The 17665-nt window shown below is 72.3% G+C and carries 12 protein-coding genes; 5 read left to right on the top strand and 7 right to left on the bottom strand.

The features are described from left to right. Positions 1–19: 19 nt before the first annotated feature. Both SCK26_RS12205 and SCK26_RS12200 read right to left on the bottom strand, forming a co-directional pair. A complete protein-coding gene (locus SCK26_RS12205; RefSeq protein ID WP_318201327.1) occupies positions 20–712 on the bottom strand; it encodes a response regulator in 693 nt (230 codons plus the stop codon). Continuing rightward, positions 709–2343 (bottom strand): sensor histidine kinase, encoded by a 1635-nt coding sequence (locus SCK26_RS12200; protein ID WP_318201326.1) that lies wholly within the window; start codon positions 2341–2343, stop codon positions 709–711. Before SCK26_RS12200 ends, SCK26_RS12205 begins: the two co-directional genes overlap by 4 nt. 153 nt (positions 2344–2496) lie before the next feature. Between SCK26_RS12200 and SCK26_RS12195 the strand changes: the two genes are divergently transcribed. Continuing rightward, positions 2497–3876 carry a cation:dicarboxylate symporter family transporter gene (locus SCK26_RS12195; RefSeq protein WP_318201325.1) on the top strand — a complete coding sequence of 460 codons (1380 nt, stop codon included), beginning with the start codon at positions 2497–2499 and terminating at the stop codon, positions 3874–3876. A gap of 91 nt (positions 3877–3967) precedes the next feature. On the opposite strand, the gene SCK26_RS12190 is transcribed toward SCK26_RS12195, so the two are convergent. Next, positions 3968–4582 (bottom strand): TetR/AcrR family transcriptional regulator, encoded by a 615-nt coding sequence (locus SCK26_RS12190; protein ID WP_318201324.1) that lies wholly within the window; start codon positions 4580–4582, stop codon positions 3968–3970. A gap of 127 nt (positions 4583–4709) precedes the next feature. Here SCK26_RS12190 and SCK26_RS12185 point away from each other — a divergent pair, with 127 nt between their 5' ends. The 4 genes from SCK26_RS12185 (at position 4710) to SCK26_RS12170 (ending at position 9657) form a co-directional block, all read left to right on the top strand. Beyond that, on the top strand, positions 4710–6383 hold the full coding sequence (locus SCK26_RS12185) for an MFS transporter (RefSeq protein WP_318201323.1): 1674 nt from the start codon (positions 4710–4712) through the stop codon (positions 6381–6383). A gap of 91 nt (positions 6384–6474) precedes the next feature. Beyond that, on the top strand, positions 6475–6903 hold the full coding sequence (locus SCK26_RS12180) for a MerR family transcriptional regulator (RefSeq protein WP_318201322.1): 429 nt from the start codon (positions 6475–6477) through the stop codon (positions 6901–6903). Continuing rightward, positions 6900–7232, top strand: coding sequence for a thioredoxin (gene trxA / locus SCK26_RS12175; protein ID WP_318201321.1), 333 nt, complete (start codon positions 6900–6902; stop codon positions 7230–7232). Before SCK26_RS12180 ends, trxA begins: the two co-directional genes overlap by 4 nt. Positions 7233–7353: 121 nt before the next feature. Next, positions 7354–9657: an AAA family ATPase gene (locus tag SCK26_RS12170; RefSeq protein ID WP_318201320.1), complete on the top strand. Its 2304-nt coding sequence runs from the start codon at positions 7354–7356 to the stop codon at positions 9655–9657. Here the strand turns inward: SCK26_RS12170 and glgB are convergent. From glgB to SCK26_RS12150, 4 genes are all read right to left on the bottom strand, one after another. Continuing rightward, on the bottom strand, positions 9632–11878 hold the full coding sequence (gene glgB / locus SCK26_RS12165) for a 1,4-alpha-glucan branching enzyme (RefSeq protein ID WP_412080847.1): 2247 nt from the start codon (positions 11876–11878) through the stop codon (positions 9632–9634). The two genes, SCK26_RS12170 and glgB, sit on opposite strands and share 26 nt — an antisense overlap. 140 nt (positions 11879–12018) lie before the next feature. Then, positions 12019–13404 (bottom strand): maltokinase N-terminal cap-like domain-containing protein, encoded by a 1386-nt coding sequence (locus SCK26_RS12160; RefSeq protein WP_318201318.1) that lies wholly within the window; start codon positions 13402–13404, stop codon positions 12019–12021. Positions 13405–13494: 90 nt separating this feature from the next. Further along, a complete protein-coding gene (gene treS / locus SCK26_RS12155; RefSeq protein WP_318201317.1) occupies positions 13495–15195 on the bottom strand; it encodes a maltose alpha-D-glucosyltransferase in 1701 nt (566 codons plus the stop codon). Next, positions 15192–17333, bottom strand: a complete 2142-nt coding sequence (locus tag SCK26_RS12150; protein ID WP_318201316.1) for an alpha-1,4-glucan--maltose-1-phosphate maltosyltransferase — start codon at positions 17331–17333, stop codon at positions 15192–15194. Before SCK26_RS12150 ends, treS begins: the two co-directional genes overlap by 4 nt. Positions 17334–17665: the final 332 nt, after the last annotated feature.

Genomic DNA, 17665 nt, shown 5'->3' with positions numbered 1-17665 from the left:
CGTCGGCGCCGCCCGCGCCTCACCGCGCCTGCGGCACCCACCGGTACACCAGCTCCGGCCGCCCCACCTGCCCGTACAACGGACTGCGTCCCGCCCTTCCCGCGACCACCAGATGCTCCAGATACCGCCGTGCGGTGATGCGCGAGATGCCCACCGCCTCGGCGACCCCGGCCGCCGTGAGCCCTTCCTCCGCCTCCCGCAGAGCAGACGTCACCCGCTCCAGCGTCGGTGCGCTCAGGCCCTTCGGCAGGGCCGCCGGGGTGGGGGCGCGGAGGGTCGCCAGGGCCCGGTCCACCTCGTCCTGCCCGCTCGCCTCGCCCACCGCCGCGCGGAACTCGGCGTAGCGCACCAGCCGGTCCCGGAGCGTCGCGAACGTGAACGGCTTCAGGACGTACTGCACGACGCCCAGCGAGACGCCCTCCCGCACCACCGCCAGGTCGCGCGCCGAGGTCACCGCTATCACGTCGGCGTGGTGCCCGCTCGCCCGCAGGGACCGGGCCAGTTGCAGGCCGTGCACGTCCGGCAGGTGCAGGTCCAGCAGGAGCAGGTCCACCGGGGTGCGGTCCAGGATCCGCCGGGCCTCCGCGCCCGTGTGCGCCTTCCCGACCGCGACGAATCCCGGCACCCGGGCGACGTACATCACATGCGCGTCCGCGGCCACCGGGTCGTCCTCGACGACGAGGACGCGCAGGGGCTGCCGTTCGTCCGTCATCCGCCACCGCCCGGCACCCCGCGCAACGGCAACCGCACCTCGAACACCGCTCCGCCCTCGCCGTCCTCGCCGGACTCCGTCACCGTCAGCGTGCCCTCGTGGCGGGTCACCGCCTGCCGGACCAGGGCCAGCCCGAGCCCCCGCCCGCCGGGCCCGGCCGGCTTGGTGGAGAACCCCCGCTGGAATACCAGACCGGCCAGGGCGGGGTCGACGCCGGGGCCGGTGTCCGCCACCCGGAGCACCAGTCCGGCCGCCGAGGCGTACGCCGTCACGGTGACCCGCGCCCGGGCGCTGCCCTGCGCCGCGTCCACCGCGTTGTCGATCAGGTTGCCGAGGATCGTGACCAGGTCCCGGGCGGGCAGCTCGGCCGGCAGCAGGCCGTCGTCCAGGCGGCTGTCCGGCGAGACCACCAGCTCCACGCCCCGCTCGTGCGCCTGCGCGGTCTTGCCCAGCAGCAGCGCGGCCAGCACCGGCTCGCTCACCGCCGCCACCACCTGGTCGGTGAGGGCCTGGGCCAGCTCCAGCTCGGCCGTGGCGAACTCCACCGCCTCCCCGGCCCGGCCCAGCTCGATCAGCGAGACGACCGTGTGCAGCCGGTTCGCGGCCTCGTGCGCCTGCGAGCGCAGCGCCTGCGTGAAGCCGCGCTCCGAGTCCAGCTCACCCATCAGCGACTGCAGCTCGGTCACGTCCCGGAGCGTCACGACCGTGCCCCGGCGCTCGCCCCCGGACACCGGCGAGGTGTTCACCACCAGCACCCGGGACGCCGTCAGGTGCACCTCGTCCACCCGGGGCTCGGAGGACAGCAGGGCGCCGGTCAGCGGGGCCGGCAGGCCGAGGCCGGCCACCGAGCGGCCGACCAGGTCCGCGTCCGGCGTGCCGCCGAGGCCCAGCAGCTCCCGGCCGCCGTCGTTGACCAGCGCCACCCGGTACCGGCCGTCCAGCATCAGCAGTCCCTCCCGGACCGCGTGCAGCGCCGCCTGGTGGTAGTCGTGCATCCGGCTCAGCTCGGTGGCGTTCATGCCGTGGGTGTGGCGGCGCAGCCGGGCGTTGATCACGTACGTGCCGACCGCGCCCAGCACCAGCGCCCCGCCGGCCACTCCGAGCAGGGCCGTGACCTGGTCCCGGAGCCGGGCGCTGATCGTCTCCACCTTGATGCCGGCGCTCACCAGCCCGACGATCCGGCCGCCGTCCCTGACCGGGGTCACGGCGCGGACGGACGGGCCGAGCGTGCCGGTGTAGGTCTCGGTGAAGGTGCGGCCGCGCCGGGCCGGGCCGATGGTGCCGAGGAAGCGCCTGCCGATCTGCGCGCGGTCCGGATGGGTCCAGCGGATGCCGGCCGGGTCCATGATCGTCACGAAGTCGACGTTGGCGTCCCGGGTGACCTGGAGGGCGTACGGCTCCAGCCGGGCCGTGGGGTCCGGGGCGCGGATGGCGGCGCGGACCGAGGGGGCGTCGGCGACCGACCGGGCCACCGCCGTGGCCTGCCGGGCGGCGGCCTCCTCGGCCTGCCGCCGGTCGCTGACGTAGGTGAACAGCGCGTACCCGGCCACGACCACCGCGATGAGCACGGCCTGCATGGCGAACAGCTGGCCGGCCAGGCTGCGGGGTCGGGGGAGGACGGGGACGCGCATGCCAGCAGTGTGCCTCTCCGTCCGATCGTGAACTAAATGAACGGAAGGGTGACCGCCCTCACAGGCCGGGAGATAGTCACGGCATTCCCAGCAACGCCCGGACGTGAGCCGCACGCCGGTTGCGCACCGACGAAGACGTCAAGGAGGGCAGTCGTGGCCGCCAGCCCCGCCGATACGGCACCTGCCGCACCCCGCGCCCAGCGGGACCGGACCCATTACCTGTACATCGCCGTCATCGCGGCGGTCGCGCTCGGCATCGCCGTGGGCCTGATCTGGCCCGACGCGGCGGTCGAGCTGAAACCGCTGGGCACCGGCTTTGTGAACCTGATCAAGATGATGATCTCGCCGATCATCTTCTGCACGATCGTGCTCGGTATCGGTTCGGTACGGAAGGCGGCCAAGGTGGGGGCCGTCGGCGGTATCGCCCTCGGCTACTTCCTGGTGATGTCGCTGGTCGCGCTCGCCATCGGTCTCCTGGTCGGCAATGTGCTGCATCCCGGCGACGGGCTGCACCTGACCGACGCGCTCCGCAAGAGCGGGCACGCCCAGGTGGAGAGCGACGCGCTGCCGCCGGTGGACTTCGTGCTGTCGATCATCCCGAACACGTTCGTGTCCGCGTTCACCCAGGGTCAGGTGCTCCAGACGCTGCTGGTGGCGCTGCTCGCCGGGTTCGCGCTCCAGGCGATGGGCTCGGCCGGGCAGCCGGTGCTGCGCGGCATCGAGCACCTCCAGCGGCTGGTCTTCCGCATCCTGTCGATGGTGATGTGGGCCGCGCCGGTCGGCGCGTTCGGCGCGATCGCGGCCGTGGTCGGCTCCGCCGGCGTCGACGCGCTCAAGAGCCTCGCCGTGCTGATGCTCGGCTTCTACGTCACCTGCTTCCTGTTCGTCTTCGTGGTGCTCGGCGCGCTGCTGCGGATCATCGCGGGACTGAACGTCTTCTCCCTGTTCAAATACCTCGCCCGGGAATTCCTGCTGATCCTGTCCACCTCCTCGTCGGAGTCCGCGCTGCCCCGGCTGATCGCGAAGATGGAACACCTGGGCGTCAGCCGGCCGGTGGTCGGCATCACCGTGCCGACGGGCTACTCCTTCAATCTCGACGGCACGATGATCTACATGACCATGGCGTCGCTGTACATCGCGGACGCGCTGGGCACGCCGATGTCGGTCGGCGAGCAGATCCCGCTGCTGCTGTTCCTGCTGCTGGCGTCGAAGGGCGCGGCCGGTGTCAGCGGCGCGGGACTCGCCACGCTGGCCGGCGGCCTCCAGTCGCACAAGCCGGCCCTGGTCGACGGCGTCGGGCTGATCGTCGGCATCGACCGGTTCATGAGCGAGGCGCGGGCCCTGACGAACTTCGCGGGCAACGCGGTGGCGACGGTGCTGGTCGGGACGTGGACCAAGGAGATCGACAAGGACCGGGTGCGCCGGGTGCTGGCCGGGGAGGTGCCGTTCGACGAGACCACGCTGCTGGACGAGGGACGGTCCCCGGTGAGCGAGGTTGCGGAGGTCCGGGAGGAGAGGCTGGTCAAGGCCTGAGCGTCCGATCCGGCCGCGGAGGAGACTCCGGCCGTCCGGCCCCGCCTGAACCGGGGCCGGGCGGCCGGTTCCGCGTCGGACCACGGCACTTCTACGACACCTCGGCCACCAGTTCCACGGCCCGGGAGGCGGGTACGCCCGCCGCGGTCAGCACGGCGACCGTGGCCGAGCGGCCCGCCTCCGCCGCTGCCAGGAGGCCGTCGTTCACCGCCTCCATCAGCGCGAACAACATCTGCTCGTGGACGTAGGCCAGCGCCGGCGCGGGCAGCGGCGAGTGGAAGACGCCGGTGTCCAGCCCGCGCTGGAGCAGCCGTACCTTCGCCTCGCGCAAGGGCGCGAGGCGGTCGCGGATGCCCTGGACCGTGACCGTCCGCTGGGCCAGCGCGATCAGCAGCCGGTAGCGGTCGGCGGTCTGCCAGATCGCGAGCACCGACCGGGCCACCGCCTCCGCCGGGTCCGCCACTCCCGCCCGGCCCACCGCGTCCGCGTCCACCAGCGCCTGCACCGCCTCGTCGACGAGCGTGCTGATCAGCGCCTCGCGGCTCGGGAAGTGGCCGTACACCGTCCGCCGTACGACGCCTGCCGCGCGGGCGATCTGGTCCATGGACGCGTCGGGGTCGCGCAGCAGCTCCGCGAGGGCGACGTCGAGGATGCGGCGCCGGTTTGCGTCGGCGCGGCTGGTGTTACCCGTGGTCATGGCGGTCATTGTGCCTTCCCGCACGCTGTACGACCGGACTTGCACAGCCTTGTGCAACGCCGTACATTGCACATAGTTGTGCAATTGCACGGTACTGTGCAAGTCCGTCGCGTACCCGAGGAAGGCGATCCCTGCCATGCGACTCGTCATGACCGAACCGGTCGAGAGGATGGAGCGCCCCTACGCCCGGCGATGGTGGGCGCTGCTGGTGCTCTGCCTCAGCCTGCTGATCATCGTGATGGCGAACACCGCCCTCACGGTCGCCGCGCCCGACATGACGAAGGACCTCGGGCTCTCCAGCGCCGACCTCCAGTGGGTGATCGACGGCTACACCGTGCCGTACGCGGCGCTGATGCTGCTGCTCGGCGCGATCGGCGACAAGTACAGCCGGCGCGGGGCGCTCGTCCTCGGCCTGGTGGTGTTCGGCGGCGGGGCCGTGTTCGGCTACCTCGCCGACAGCTCGGCGACCGTCATCGCCGCCCGCGCCGTGATGGGCGTCGGCGCCGCGCTGATCATGCCGGCCACGCTCTCCCTGCTCGCCGCGACCTTCCCGCGCGCCGAGCGGGCCAAGGCCATCACCCTGTGGACCGCCACCGCCGGACTCGCCATCGCCGCCGGACCCGTGGTGGCCGGCGCCCTGCTGCGCGACCACGGCTGGTCCTCGACCTTCCTGATCAACGTGCCGGTCGCGGCCGTCGCCCTGGTCGCCGCCTTCGTCCTGGTCCCGCCGTCCAAGGCGGGCCACCACGACCGCATCGACTACGTCGGCGGCGTGCTGTCGGTGATCTGGACCGGCGCGCTCGTCTACATGATCATCGAGGGTCCGCACTTCGGCTGGGGCGCCAAGGCCGTCGGCGCGGCCGTCGTCGCCGGCGTGGGCCTGGTCGCCTTCGTGCTGTGGGAGCTGCGCCACCCGCGCCCGATCCTGGACGTGCGCCGCTTCACCGCCCGCCGGTTCGCGGGCTCCAACCTCGCCGTGGCCCTGTTCTTCCTGGCCGTCTTCGGCGCCTTCTACTACCTGACCCAGCACCTGCAGTTCGTCCTCGGCTACGACGCCCTGCAGACCGGTGTGCGCATGCTGCCGCTGGCCGGCGCGGTGTTCGTCGGCTCGGCCCTGACCGCCTGGCTCACCCCGCGCGTCGGCATGAAGTGGACCGTCGGCGCGGGCATGGCCGGCGGCACGATCGCCCTCGCCCTGCTCACCCGGGTGGACGCGGGCTCCACCTACGGCGACTTCGTGGCGCCCCTGATCATCCTGGGCCTCGCGATAGGCCTGGCGCTCTCGCCCTGCACCGACGCCATCATGGGCGCGTTCCCGGAGTCGGAGCTGGGCGTCGGCGGCGCCGTCAACGACACCTCGCTGGAGCTGGGCGGCTCGCTCGGCATCGCCATCCTGGGCTCGCTGCTGGCCACCTCCTACAGCGACCACCTGGCCGACGCCACCAAGGGCAGCAAGCTCCCGGCGAACGCCCTGGACACCGCGCAGGACTCGGTCGGCGCCGGGTACGCCGTCGCGCAGGGCATCGGCGACAAGGCGCACCAGGCCGCCGCGCAGGCCCAGCAGGCGACCGACCCGCAGCAGGCCGCGCAGCTCAAGCAGCAGGCCGGCGAGCTGGCCTCCGGCGCCCGGCAGATGGCCGACGCGGTCGGCTCCGCCTTCTCCGACGCGGTCGCCCACACCAGCCTGGTCGGCGCGGTGGTCCTCGGCGTCGGCACGGTCCTGGTGGCCGTCCTGCTGCCGCGCCGGGAGGCCGCCGGACCCGGGACGGGGGACGCCGAGAAGGAGCTGGCGGACAGCAAGACCGCCTGATCCCGCGGCGAGGGGGAACGCACGACCGGCCGGGACCGCCGTCCCGGCCGGTCTTGCGTTGACGCCGACGTCAACCCGTACCGTCGACGGCATGCGAATCGGCGAGCTGGCCGCACGGGCCGGAACCACGACCCGCGCCCTGCGCTACTACGAGTCCCGGGGGCTGCTGCCGGCCCGGCGCGACGTCCACGGGCACCGGACGTACGACGAGGGCGATCTGCGGCTGCTGGCCCAGATCCGCACCCTGCGGGACTTCGGCTTCGACCTGGAGGAGACCCGGCCGTTCGTGGAGTGCCTGCGGGCCGGGCATCCGGAGGGCGACTCCTGCCCGGCCTCGCTGGTGGTCTACCGGCACAAGCTGGCCGAGCTGGACGCGCTCATCGGGCAGCTGACCGCCGTACGGGAGACGGTCGCGGGGCAGCTGGCGCGGGCCGAACGGGCACGCGACGAGCTGGCCGCCGAGGCGCTGGTTCCGGGAGGTCCGGAGCCCGTGTGCGAACTGGAAGGGCGGCAGCGGTGAGCAGAGCGGTGGGTGTGGCGGAAGTGGGAGACGCGGATTTCGCGGCGGAGGTACTGGAATCGGAACTGCCGGTGCTGGTGGAGTTCACGGCCGACTGGTGTCCGCCGTGCCGGCAGATGGCGCCGGTGCTCAGCAGCCTCGCGGCCGAGGAGGGCGAGCGGCTCAAGGTCGTCCAGCTGGACGTGGACCACAACCCGGACACCACGAACGCCTACAAGGTGCTGTCGATGCCGACGTTCATGGTGTTCCGGGACGGTGAGCCGGTGAAGGCGATGGTCGGCGCCCGTCCCCGGCGCCGGCTGCTGGAGGAGCTGGCCGACGTGCTGTAAAGCGGCGGCCGGCCACGAAAAAATCCCCCGGGCAATTGCGCTCGGGGGATTTCTCTGCGTATATTCAGTGGTTCGCGACTTCCGCTTGGGAGGTCGCGAAGAAGTTCAGTGACCACAGTATATGCGGGCGGGAGCGGAATTGTCAAACGCGGATCTGTCGAACAGCGAATTTCCCGACGATGAATTGCGCGGCGAGCAGGAATTCATCGACGGACTGTACGCGCGCGTGGACGTCCTGCGCGGCGAGACCGAGACCTCCGTCGCGGACGCGCTCGCCCAGGGCGACAAGCCCATGCAGGCCCGGCTGGAGCGGGACATCCTGGTCGCCGAGCGCTCGGGGCTGCTCGCCGCGCTGAACGCCGTGGACGGCTCCCTCTGCTTCGGCCGGATCGACCTGGCCGACGGCACCAGGCGCCACATCGGCCGGATCGGGCTGCGCGAGGACGACGCCGAGCGCACTCCTGTACTGATCGACTGGCGGGCCGACGTCGCCCGTCCCTTCTACCTGGCCACCGGCCACACCCCGATGGGCCTGCGCCGCCGCCGGCACATCACCACCGAGGGCCGGACCGTCACCTCCCTGCACGACGAGATCCTCGACCTCGGCGACGCCACCCGCACCGGCCACGAGGACCACAACGGCGACGCCGTGCTGCTGGCCGCGCTGAACTCGGCGCGTACCGGCCGGATGAGCGACATCGTGCAGACCATCCAGGCCGAACAGGACCGGATCATCCGGGCGCCGCACCGCGGGGTGCTGGTGGTGGAGGGCGGACCCGGTACCGGCAAGACCGCGGTGGCCCTGCACCGCGCGGCGTACCTGCTCTACGAGTACCGGGAGCTGCTGGCCCGCCGCGCCGTCCTCATCGTCGGCCCCAACCCCGCCTTCCTCGGCTACATCGGCGAGGTGCTGCCCTCCCTCGGCGAGACCGGCGTGCTGCTGGCCACCGTCGGCGAGCTGTTCCCCGGGGTGAAGGCGACCGCGGCCGACACGCCCGAGGCCGCCGCCGTCAAGGGCCGCGCCGAGATGGCCGAGGTGCTGGCCGCCGTCGTCCGCGACCGGCAGGCCCTGCCGGACCCGGTGATCACGATCGAGCACGACCGGGAGGTGCTGATGCTGGACGACGGCCTGGTGAACGTCGCCCGCGAACGCACCCGCGCCGCCAAGCTGCCGCACAACGCGGCCCGCGAACACTTCGAGGGTTACATCCTCAACACGCTCACCGAGCTGTACGCCGAGCGCGTGGGCACCGACCCCTACGACGGCAGCAGCCTGCTCGACGCCTCCGACATCACCCAGATCCGCGACGAGATCGCCGAGAATCCCGAGGTCTGGGAGGCCGTAGACCGGTTGTGGCCCCGGATCACCCCGCAGCGGCTGGTCGCCGACTTCCTCGCCGAGCCCGACGGCTACCTGCCGAAGGAGGACGCCGACGCGATCCGCCGCCCGGTGACCCGCGCCTGGACCGTCGCCGACGTCCCGCTGCTGGACGAGGCGGCCGAACTCCTCGGCGAGGACGACCGGCCGGCCCGCGCCCGCGCCGAACGCGAACGCGAGACCCAGGTCGCCTACGCGCAGGGCGTGCTCGACGTCTCCTACGCCTCGCGGACCTACGAGTTCGAGGACAAGGAGGACAGCGACCCGGACGCCAGCGAGGTCCTGTCCGCGCACGACATCATCGACGCCGAGCGGTTCGCCGAACGCCAGGAGGAGGCCGACCACCGCAGCGCCGCCGAGCGGGCCGCCGCCGACCGCACCTGGGCGTTCGGGCACATCATCGTGGACGAGGCGCAGGAGCTGTCGCCGATGGCCTGGCGGCTGCTGATGCGGCGCAGCCCGACCCGCTCGATGACCCTGGTCGGCGACCCGGCCCAGACCGCGGAGGCGGCCGGCGTCGGCTCTTGGGCGGACATCCTCGCGCCCTATGTCGAGGACCGCTGGGAACACACCCGGCTGGCCGTCAACTACCGCACCCCGGCCGAGATCATGGACCTGGCGGCGGCCGTGGTCCGCGCCGCGCACCCGGACTTCGAGCCGCCCGGCTCCGTCCGCTCCACCGGCGTCCGGCCCTGGGTGCGGCAGGCCGCCGGCGACCTGCCCGGCGCGGTCGCCGAGGCGGTCGCCGAACTCGCCCCCGAGGAGGGCCGGCTGGCCGTCATCGCGCCGCGCGCGCTGCACCGCTCCCTGGCCGCGCGCCTGGACGGCGTCACGGCGGGCGAGGAACCCGACCTGACCCGGACGGTGGTGCTCCTCGACCCCCGCCAGGCCAAGGGCCTGGAGTTCGACTCCGTCCTGGTGGTGGAACCGGCCGCCTACGGCACGAGCGACCTGTACGTGGCCCTGACCCGCGCCACCCAGCGCCTGGGAGTCCTGCACACCGGGCCGCTCCCGGCCGGGCTCACGCCGGCCGCAGCCACACGGTAGCCAGTGGGGGCAGGGTCAGTCGGAGGCTTGCGGGGCGGCCGTGGGCGCCCTGTGGTTCCGGCTTGAGCGGGTCCGGGTGGGTCACGCCGCTGCCGCCGTACCGTGTCGCGTCGGTGTTCAGCACCTCCACCCAGGCCGGGACGTCCTCCGGCACCCCGACGAGGTAGTCGGAGCGGACCACCGGCGCCAGGTGGGAGACCGCGAGCAGCGGGGTGCCGTCGGCGGCGCGGCGCAGGAACGCGAACACGTTGTCCTCCGCCGCGTCCCCGGCGATCCACTCGAAGCCCGCCGGGTCGGTGTCCCGCTGCCACAGCGCCGGGGCGGCCCGGTACACCGCGTTCAGGTCCCGGACGAGGTCCTGGACGCCCCGGTGGTCCGCCGCCGCGCCGTACTTGGGGTCCAGCAGCCACCAGTCCGGGCCGCGCGCCTCGGACCACTCCGCTCCCTGCGCGAACTCCTGTCCCATGAACAGCAGTTGCTTGCCGGGATGGGCCCACATGAAGCCCAGGTAGGCGCGGTGGTTGGCGCGTTGCTGCCACCAGTCGCCCGGCATCTTCGACACCAGGGACCCCTTGCCGTGCACCACCTCGTCGTGGGAGATCGGCAGGACGTAGTTCTCGCTGTAGGCATACACCATCGAGAACGTCATCTCGTGGTGGTGGTACCCGCGGTGCACGGGGTCGTGGCTCATGTACTGGAGCGAGTCGTGCATCCAGCCCATGTTCCACTTCAGGCCGAAGCCGAGCCCGCCGAAGCCGCTCGGTCCCCGGTGGTGGGTGGGGCGGGTGACTCCGTCCCAGGCGGTGGACTCCTCGGCGATGGTGACCACGCCCGGGCAGCGCCGGTAGACGGTGGCGTTCATCTCCTGGAGGAAGGCGACCGCGTCCAGGTTCTCCCGGCCGCCGTGCTCGTTGGGCGTCCACTGCCCGGAGTCGCGCGAGTAGTCCAGGTAGAGCATCGAGGCGACCGCGTCCACGCGCAGCCCGTCGATGTGGAACTCCTCGCACCAGTACACGGCGTTGGCGACCAGGAAGTTGCGCACCTCGCGCCGGCCGAGGTCGAACTCCAGCGTGCCCCAGTCCGGATGGGCGGCCCGCGCCGGGTCCTGCGGTTCGTACAGCGGGTGCCCGTCGAAGGCGGCCAGCGCCCAGTCGTCGCGCGGGAAGTGCGCCGGCACCCAGTCCATCAGCACCCCGATGCCGGCCTGGTGCAGCCGGTCCACCAGGTACTTGAAGTCGTCGGGGGTGCCCAGGCGGGCCGTCGGGGCGTAGAACCCGGTGACCTGGTAGCCCCACGAGCCGCCGAAGGGATGCTCGGCGACCGGCATCAGCTCCACGTGCGTGAAGCCCATCTCGCGGACGTACGCCGTCAGTTCCCCGGCCAGCTCGCGGTACGTCAGCCCGGGCCGCCAGGAGGGCAGGTGGACCTCGTAGACGGAGAAGGGGGCCTCGTGCACCGGGGTGTCCGCGCGGTGCGCCAGCCACTCCGCGTCACCCCACTCGTGGTGCGAAACGTCCACCACGGAGGAGGTCGCGGGCGGCACCTCGGTGCGCCGGGCCAGCGGGTCGGCGCGCTGGGTGCGCGAGCCGTCCGGACGGGTGATCTCGAACTTGTACAGCTCCCCTTCCCCGATCCCCGGCACGAACAGCTCCCAGACCCCGGTGCCGCCCAGCGACCGCATCGGGAAGCCGGTGCCGTCCCAGAAGTTGAAGCCGCCGGTGACCCGGACGCCGCGCGCGTTCGGCGCCCACACCGCGAACCGGGTGCCGGTGACGCCCTGGTGGGTGAGGACGCGCGCGCCGAGCGCGAGCCACAGCTGCTCGTGCCGGCCCTCGCCGATCAGATGCAGGTCCAGCTCGCCGAGGGCGGGCAGGAAGCGGTAGGGGTCCTCGGTCCGCGAGACCGTGCCGTCGTAGGTGACGAGCAGCCGGTAGTCGGGGACCTCGGCGAGCGGGAGCAGACCGGAGAAGAAGCCGCCGCCGTCGTCGTGCAGGCGCGCGCGCAGTTCCCCGCAGTCCACGGTGACGGCCTCGGCGTGCGGGCGGAAGACGCGGAAGGCGACCCCGCCGGGCACGCGGTGGGCGCCGAGGACGGTGTGCGGATCGTGGTGGGTGCCGTGCAGCAGCCGCTCGCGGTCACCGGCGTCGACGGCGGCGGAGGCGGCGGAGACGACGGGGGCGGGGTTTTCCTTCGGCCCGGGTGGCGGCGACTGCGCGGGCACCTGCGGGGCGCGCGCCCGTGCGGCCCGGGCCTTTCCCCCGGACGTGCTGTTCCCGGCTGTCTGGTTTCCGGTCCTGCCGGGGGTGTTCCCGGCGGCCGGCTTCTTGGACGTCACGAGTGAGTCTCCCGGACGAGAATCGGTCAGGTCGGGTCGGACACGGCGAGGCGGCGGATCGCCGACATCGGTACGGGCAGCCAGTCGGGCCGGTGCCGGGCCTCGTAGACGACCTCGTAGACCGCCTTGTCGGTCTCGTAGGCCCGCAGCAGCACCGGATCGGTGCGCGGATCGCGGCCGGAGGCCTCCGCGTACCCGGAGCAGTAGGCCGCCCGGCAGGCGTGCGCCCAGTCCCGGGCGGGCGGACGGACGGAGTGGGCCGCGTAGTCGAAGGAGCGGAGCATCCCCGCGACGTCCCGCACCGGCGGCTGCGGCATGCGCCGCTCCGCCAGCGGCCGGGCCGGCTCGCCCTCGAAGTCGATCAGCGACCAGTCGCCGTTCGGCGCCCGCAGGCACTGCCCCAGGTGCAGGTCGCCGTGCACCCGCTGGGCGGTCCAGGTGCGGCCCTCGACGGCGAGGTCGGCCAGCGCCGTGTAGGCCGAGCGCAGGCCGGGCTCGTACGGCGTCAGGGCCGGCACCGCCCGCACGGCCGCCGCCAGCCGCTCGGTCATGCCGTCCACCAGCAGCTCCAGCCGGCTGCGGCCGAGGGTGACGGTGGGCAGGGCCCGGGCGAGCGCGGTGTGCACCTCGGCGGTGGCCCGGCCCAGCGCGTGCGCCTCCGCCGTGAAGTCCTCGCCCTTGGCCAGCTCGCGCAGCGCCAGCTCCCAGCCGTCGCCCGCCCCGCTGACATAGGGCTGGAGCACGGCGAGCACATACGGCTCCCCGCCCGGCTCGGCCCGCAGCCAGCCCGTCGGCGCGGGCACCCGGGAGCAGCCCTCGCGGGCCAGGGCGAGCGGCAGTTCCAGGTCGGGGTTGACGCCGGGCACCACCCGGCGCAGCACCTTGAGAATGAACGTATCTCCGTAGACGACCGAGGAGTTGGACTGCTCGGCGGTCATCAGCCGGGCCACCAGGCCCGGCCGTATCTCCTGGCGCGCGTCGCGGTCGAAGCGCAGCACGCCGACCCGGGTCCGGCCGCTCAGGGCCTCCAGCAGCAGTTCGGCGGGCCGCGGGTCGTAGAGCGCGTCGTACACCGTGGACCCGGCGAGCGGACCCTCGGTGACGTGTCCGATCAGCGCGGGTGCCAGCCGGGGCGGCAGCGCCTCGCGCACGCCGACGAGGAGCTGGTAGCAGTCGCCGGGGTGCGTCTCCGCGCCCGGCGCGGACGGCTGGTGGACCCGCAGCAGCAGGTGGTACAGGCCCAGCCGGCCGCCGGGCGGCAGCAATTCGGTGACGGCCACCGGGCTGAAGCCGGTGACCGGGCGTCCCTTGCCCGCGAACCAGCGCTGCCGGGGCAGCCAGGTGCGCAGCAGGGGATCGAGCGAGGCGAGGAGTGAACCTGTGGTGCCGGAGGGGGTGACCGTTGCCGCCATGGCGTCACGTCCTTTCCCCGGGGAGTCGTCGGGGTGTCACTGAGGGGTGCCCCGGGTGGGACGGCGGAAACCGCCCCACGGGGCGGCGGGTTACGCGGGTTCGCCGCGCAGCCGGAACCAGTAGAAGCCGTGCCCCGCGAGGGTGAGCAGGTACGGCAGTTCGCCGATGGCCGGGAACCGCACCCCGCCGAACAGCTCCACGGGGTGCCGCCCGCCGAACCGGCTGAGGTCCAGCTCCGTGGGCTGGGCGAAGCGGGAGAAGTTGTGCACGCACAGCACGAGGTCGTCCTCGTACTCGCGCAGGAACGCGAGCACCGCCGGGTTGGAGGACGGCAGTTCGGTGTAGGAGCCGAGTCCGAAGGCGGGGTTCTGCTTGCGGATCTCGATCATGCGGTGGGTCCAGTGCAGCAGGCTGGACGGGGAGGACATGGAGGCTTCCACGTTGGTGACCTGGTAGCCGTAGACCGGGTCCATGATCGTCGGCAGGAACAGGCGTCCCGGGTCGCAGGAGGAGAAGCCGGCGTTGCGGTCCGGGGTCCACTGCATCGGGGTGCGGACGGCGTCGCGGTCGCCGAGCCAGATGTTGTCGCCCATGCCGATCTCGTCGCCGTAGTAGAGGATCGGCGAGCCGGGCAGGGACAGCAGCAGGGCGGTGAACAGCTCGATCTGGTTGCGGTCGTTGTCGAGGAGCGGGGCCAGGCGGCGGCGGATGCCGATGTTGGCGCGCATGCGGGGGTCTTTGGCGTACTCGGCCCACATGTAGTCGCGTTCCTCGTCGGTGACCATTTCCAGGGTCAGCTCGTCGTGGTTGCGCAGGAAGATGCCCCACTGGCAGGTGGAGGGGATCGCGGGGGTCTTGGCGAGGATCTCGGAGACCGGGTAGCGCGATTCGCGGCGTACGGCCATGAAGATGCGGGGCATGACGGGGAAGTGGAAGGCCATGTGGCACTCGTCGCCGCCGGCGGAGTAGTCGCCGAAGTAGTCGACCACGTCCTCCGGCCACTGGTTGGCCTCCGCCAGCAGGACCTTGTCGGGGTACTGGGCGTCGATCTCCTTGCGCACCCGCTTCAGGAACTCGTGGGTGGCGGGCAGGTTCTCGCAGTTGGTGCCCTCCTGCTGGTACAGGTACGGCACCGCGTCCAGCCGGAACCCGTCGATGCCGAGATCCAGCCAGAACCTGAGCGCGGAGAGGATCTCCTCCTGGACGGCCGGGTTCTCGTAGTTCAGGTCCGGCTGGTGCGAGAAGAAGCGGTGCCAGTAGTACTGCTTGCGTAACGGGTCGTACGTCCAGTTGGAGGCCTCGGTGTCGACGAAGATGATCCGGGCGTCCTGGTACTGCTTGTCGTCGTCGGCCCAGACGTAGTACTCCCCGTACGGCCCGTGCGGGTCCCGTCGCGACTCCTGGAACCACGGGTGCTGGTCGCTGGTGTGGTTCATGACGAAGTCGATGATCACGCGCATGCCGCGCTGGTGGGCGGCGTCCACGAACTCCACGAAGTCGGCGAGGTCGCCGAACTCCGGCAGGACGGCGGTGTAGTCGGAGACGTCGTAACCGCCGTCGCGCAGCGGTGACTTGAAGAACGGCGGCAGCCACAGGCAGTCCACGCCGAGCCATTGCAGGTAGTCCAGCTTGGCGGTCAGGCCCTTCAGGTCGCCGACGCCGTCGCCGTTGCTGTCCTGGAAGGAGCGGACCAGGACCTCGTAGAAGACGGCGCGTTTGAACCACTCGGGGTCCCGGTCCTTGGCGGGAGTGTCCTCGAAGGTGTCCGGAACGGGCTCGTTGACGGTCATATCGTGGGTGACCCTCCGATCTGCGGGTGGGACGGTCGCAGGACGGTGAAGACATGCGCGGGCCTGTGTCCCGGTTCCAGGCGCACATAGTTGGCCCTGCCCCAGTGGTACGTCTCGCCGGTCAGCTCGTCGCGCACCGGCACGGACTCGTGCGGGTCCAGGCCGAGCTGCGGCATGTCCAACGAGACCGTGGCCTCCTGGGTGTGGTGCGGGTCGAGGTTGACGACCACGACGACCGTGTCCGTCCCGGTGCGCTTCGAGTAGACGAGCACCGCGTCCTGGTCCGCGTGGTGGAAGTGGAGGTTGCGCAGGTACCGGAGTGCCGGGTGGCGGCGGCGGATGGTGTTGAGACGGGTGACGAGCGGCGCGATGCTGCGGCCCTCGCGTTCGGCGGCTTCCCAGTCACGGGACCTGAGCTGGTACTTCTCCGAGTCCAGGTACTCCTCGCCGCCCTCGCGCAGCGGAGTGTTCTCGCACAGTTCGTAGCCGGAGTAGATGCCCCAGGCGGGGGAGAGGGTCGCGGCGAGCACGGCCCGGACCTCGAACGCGGGCCGCCCGCCGTGCTGGAGGTAGGCGTGCAGGATGTCGGGGGTGTTGGGGAAGAGGTTCGGCCGCATGTAGGCCGCCGCCTCGCCCGACAGCTCGGTCAGGTACTCCGTCAGCTCCTGCTTGCTGTTGCGCCAGGTGAAGTACGTGTACGACTGCTGGAAGCCGATCTGGGCCAGGGTGTGCATCATCGCCGGGCGGGTGAAGGCCTCCGCCAGGAAGATCACGTCCGGGTCGCGGCGGTTGATCTCGGCGATGACCCGCTCCCAGAAGACGACCGGTTTGGTGTGCGGGTTGTCGACGCGGAAGATGCGCACGCCGTGGTCCATCCAGTGCCGCAGGATCCGCACGCTCTCGGCGACCAGGCCGTCCATGTCGGCGTCGAAGGCCAGGGGGTAGATGTCCTGGTACTTCTTCGGCGGGTTCTCGGCGTAGGCGATCGAGCCGTCGGGCCGGTGGTGGAACCAGTCGGGGTGCTTCTCCACCCACGGGTGGTCCGGTGAGCACTGGAGCGCGAAGTCCAGGGCCACTTCCAGGCCGAGCCTGCCGGCCTCGGCGACGAAGAAGTCGAAGTCCTCCAGGGTGCCCAGGTCCGGGTGGACGGCGTCGTGGCCGCCCTCGGGGGAGCCGATCGCCCAGGGCACGCCGACGTCGTCGGGGCCGGCGGTCAGGGAGTTGTTGGGGCCTTTGCGGTGGGTGGTGCCGATGGGGTGGACGGGCGGGAGGTAGACGACGTCGAAGCCCATCCGGGCGATCGGGCCCAGCCGGCGGGCGGCGGTGCGGAAGGTGCCGTGCGGGCGTTCGGCGGTGCCCTCGGAGCGCGGGAAGAACTCGTACCAGGAGCCGTACAGCGCGCGTTCGCGCTCCACCAGCAGCGGCATCGCGTCGGAGGCGGTGACCAGCTCCCGCAGCGGATACCGGGCGAGCACCTCCTCCACCTCCGGGGCGAGGGCCGACGCGAGGCGCCAGGCGGCCGGGCGGTCGGCGTCCCGCAGGGCCGCCACCGCCTCCAGCACCGGAGGGCGCCGCTCCTCGGGCATCCCGGCGGCGGCCCGCTCGTACAGCTCCGCGCCCTCCGCCAGCACCAGTTCGGTGTCGATGCCCGCGGGGATCTTGATCCGGGCGTGCTGCCGCCAGGTGGTGAGCGGGTCCGACCATGCCTCCACCGTGTAGGTCCAGCGCCCCGGTTCGCCCGCGGTGACGGTGGCGCCCCAGCGGTCGGTGCCCGGCGCCAGTTCACGCATCGGCGTCCAGGGCCCGGGCCGGCCCGCCGGGTCCCGCAGCACCACGTTCGCCGCGACGGCGTCGTGGCCCTCCCGGAACACGGTGGCCGTGACCTCGAACGACTCCCCGGTCACCGCCTTGGCGGGCCTGCGGCCGTGCTGGACCACGGGGCGCACGTCGAGGACGGGGATGCGGCCCAGCGCGGTGGTCCCGACGGGCCGTTCACCGAAGGCGGGTGCCGTGGCGGGCCGCTCGCCGGGCCCGGGCGCGGGGGCCGGTGCCGGCCCTTTCCCGCCCGTCGTCTTCCTTCCTGCTGCCTTGGCCTTGCTGCTTGTCGGTGGTGGTGACGAGTGGTGCCTGGCGGGCATGACCGCTCCTGTCCGCTGCAACGTGGGTATGGGCGGATGGATGTGGGGAGGTGGGTCCTGCGGTGTGCTGTGGTACGCCTGTGAGGTGGATACCGGAAAGCCTTCCCCCTGGGTTCGGGTGGGCAATCCGGCACTGTGTTAACTACTCATGCGTACGTCCGCACACAAGACCGGTTCCCTCCCTTTCCGAGTGCCCGGTGACCGGCTCCTGACGCACCCCGACACCCCAGGCCGGTACGTCCCCACCGACCGCGCGGTAACCACTACCGTCGAAGACGACGACGAGACGCACGGCTTCGTGCGGCTCACCCCGCGACGCGTCCCGAGGTGGA

The organism is Streptomyces sp. SCL15-4, assembly GCF_033366695.1.
GTDB lineage: Bacteria > Actinomycetota > Actinomycetes > Streptomycetales > Streptomycetaceae > Streptomyces.
The sequence above is the reverse complement of the archived record's forward strand: the minus strand, read 5'-3'. Positions and strand labels throughout refer to the sequence as shown.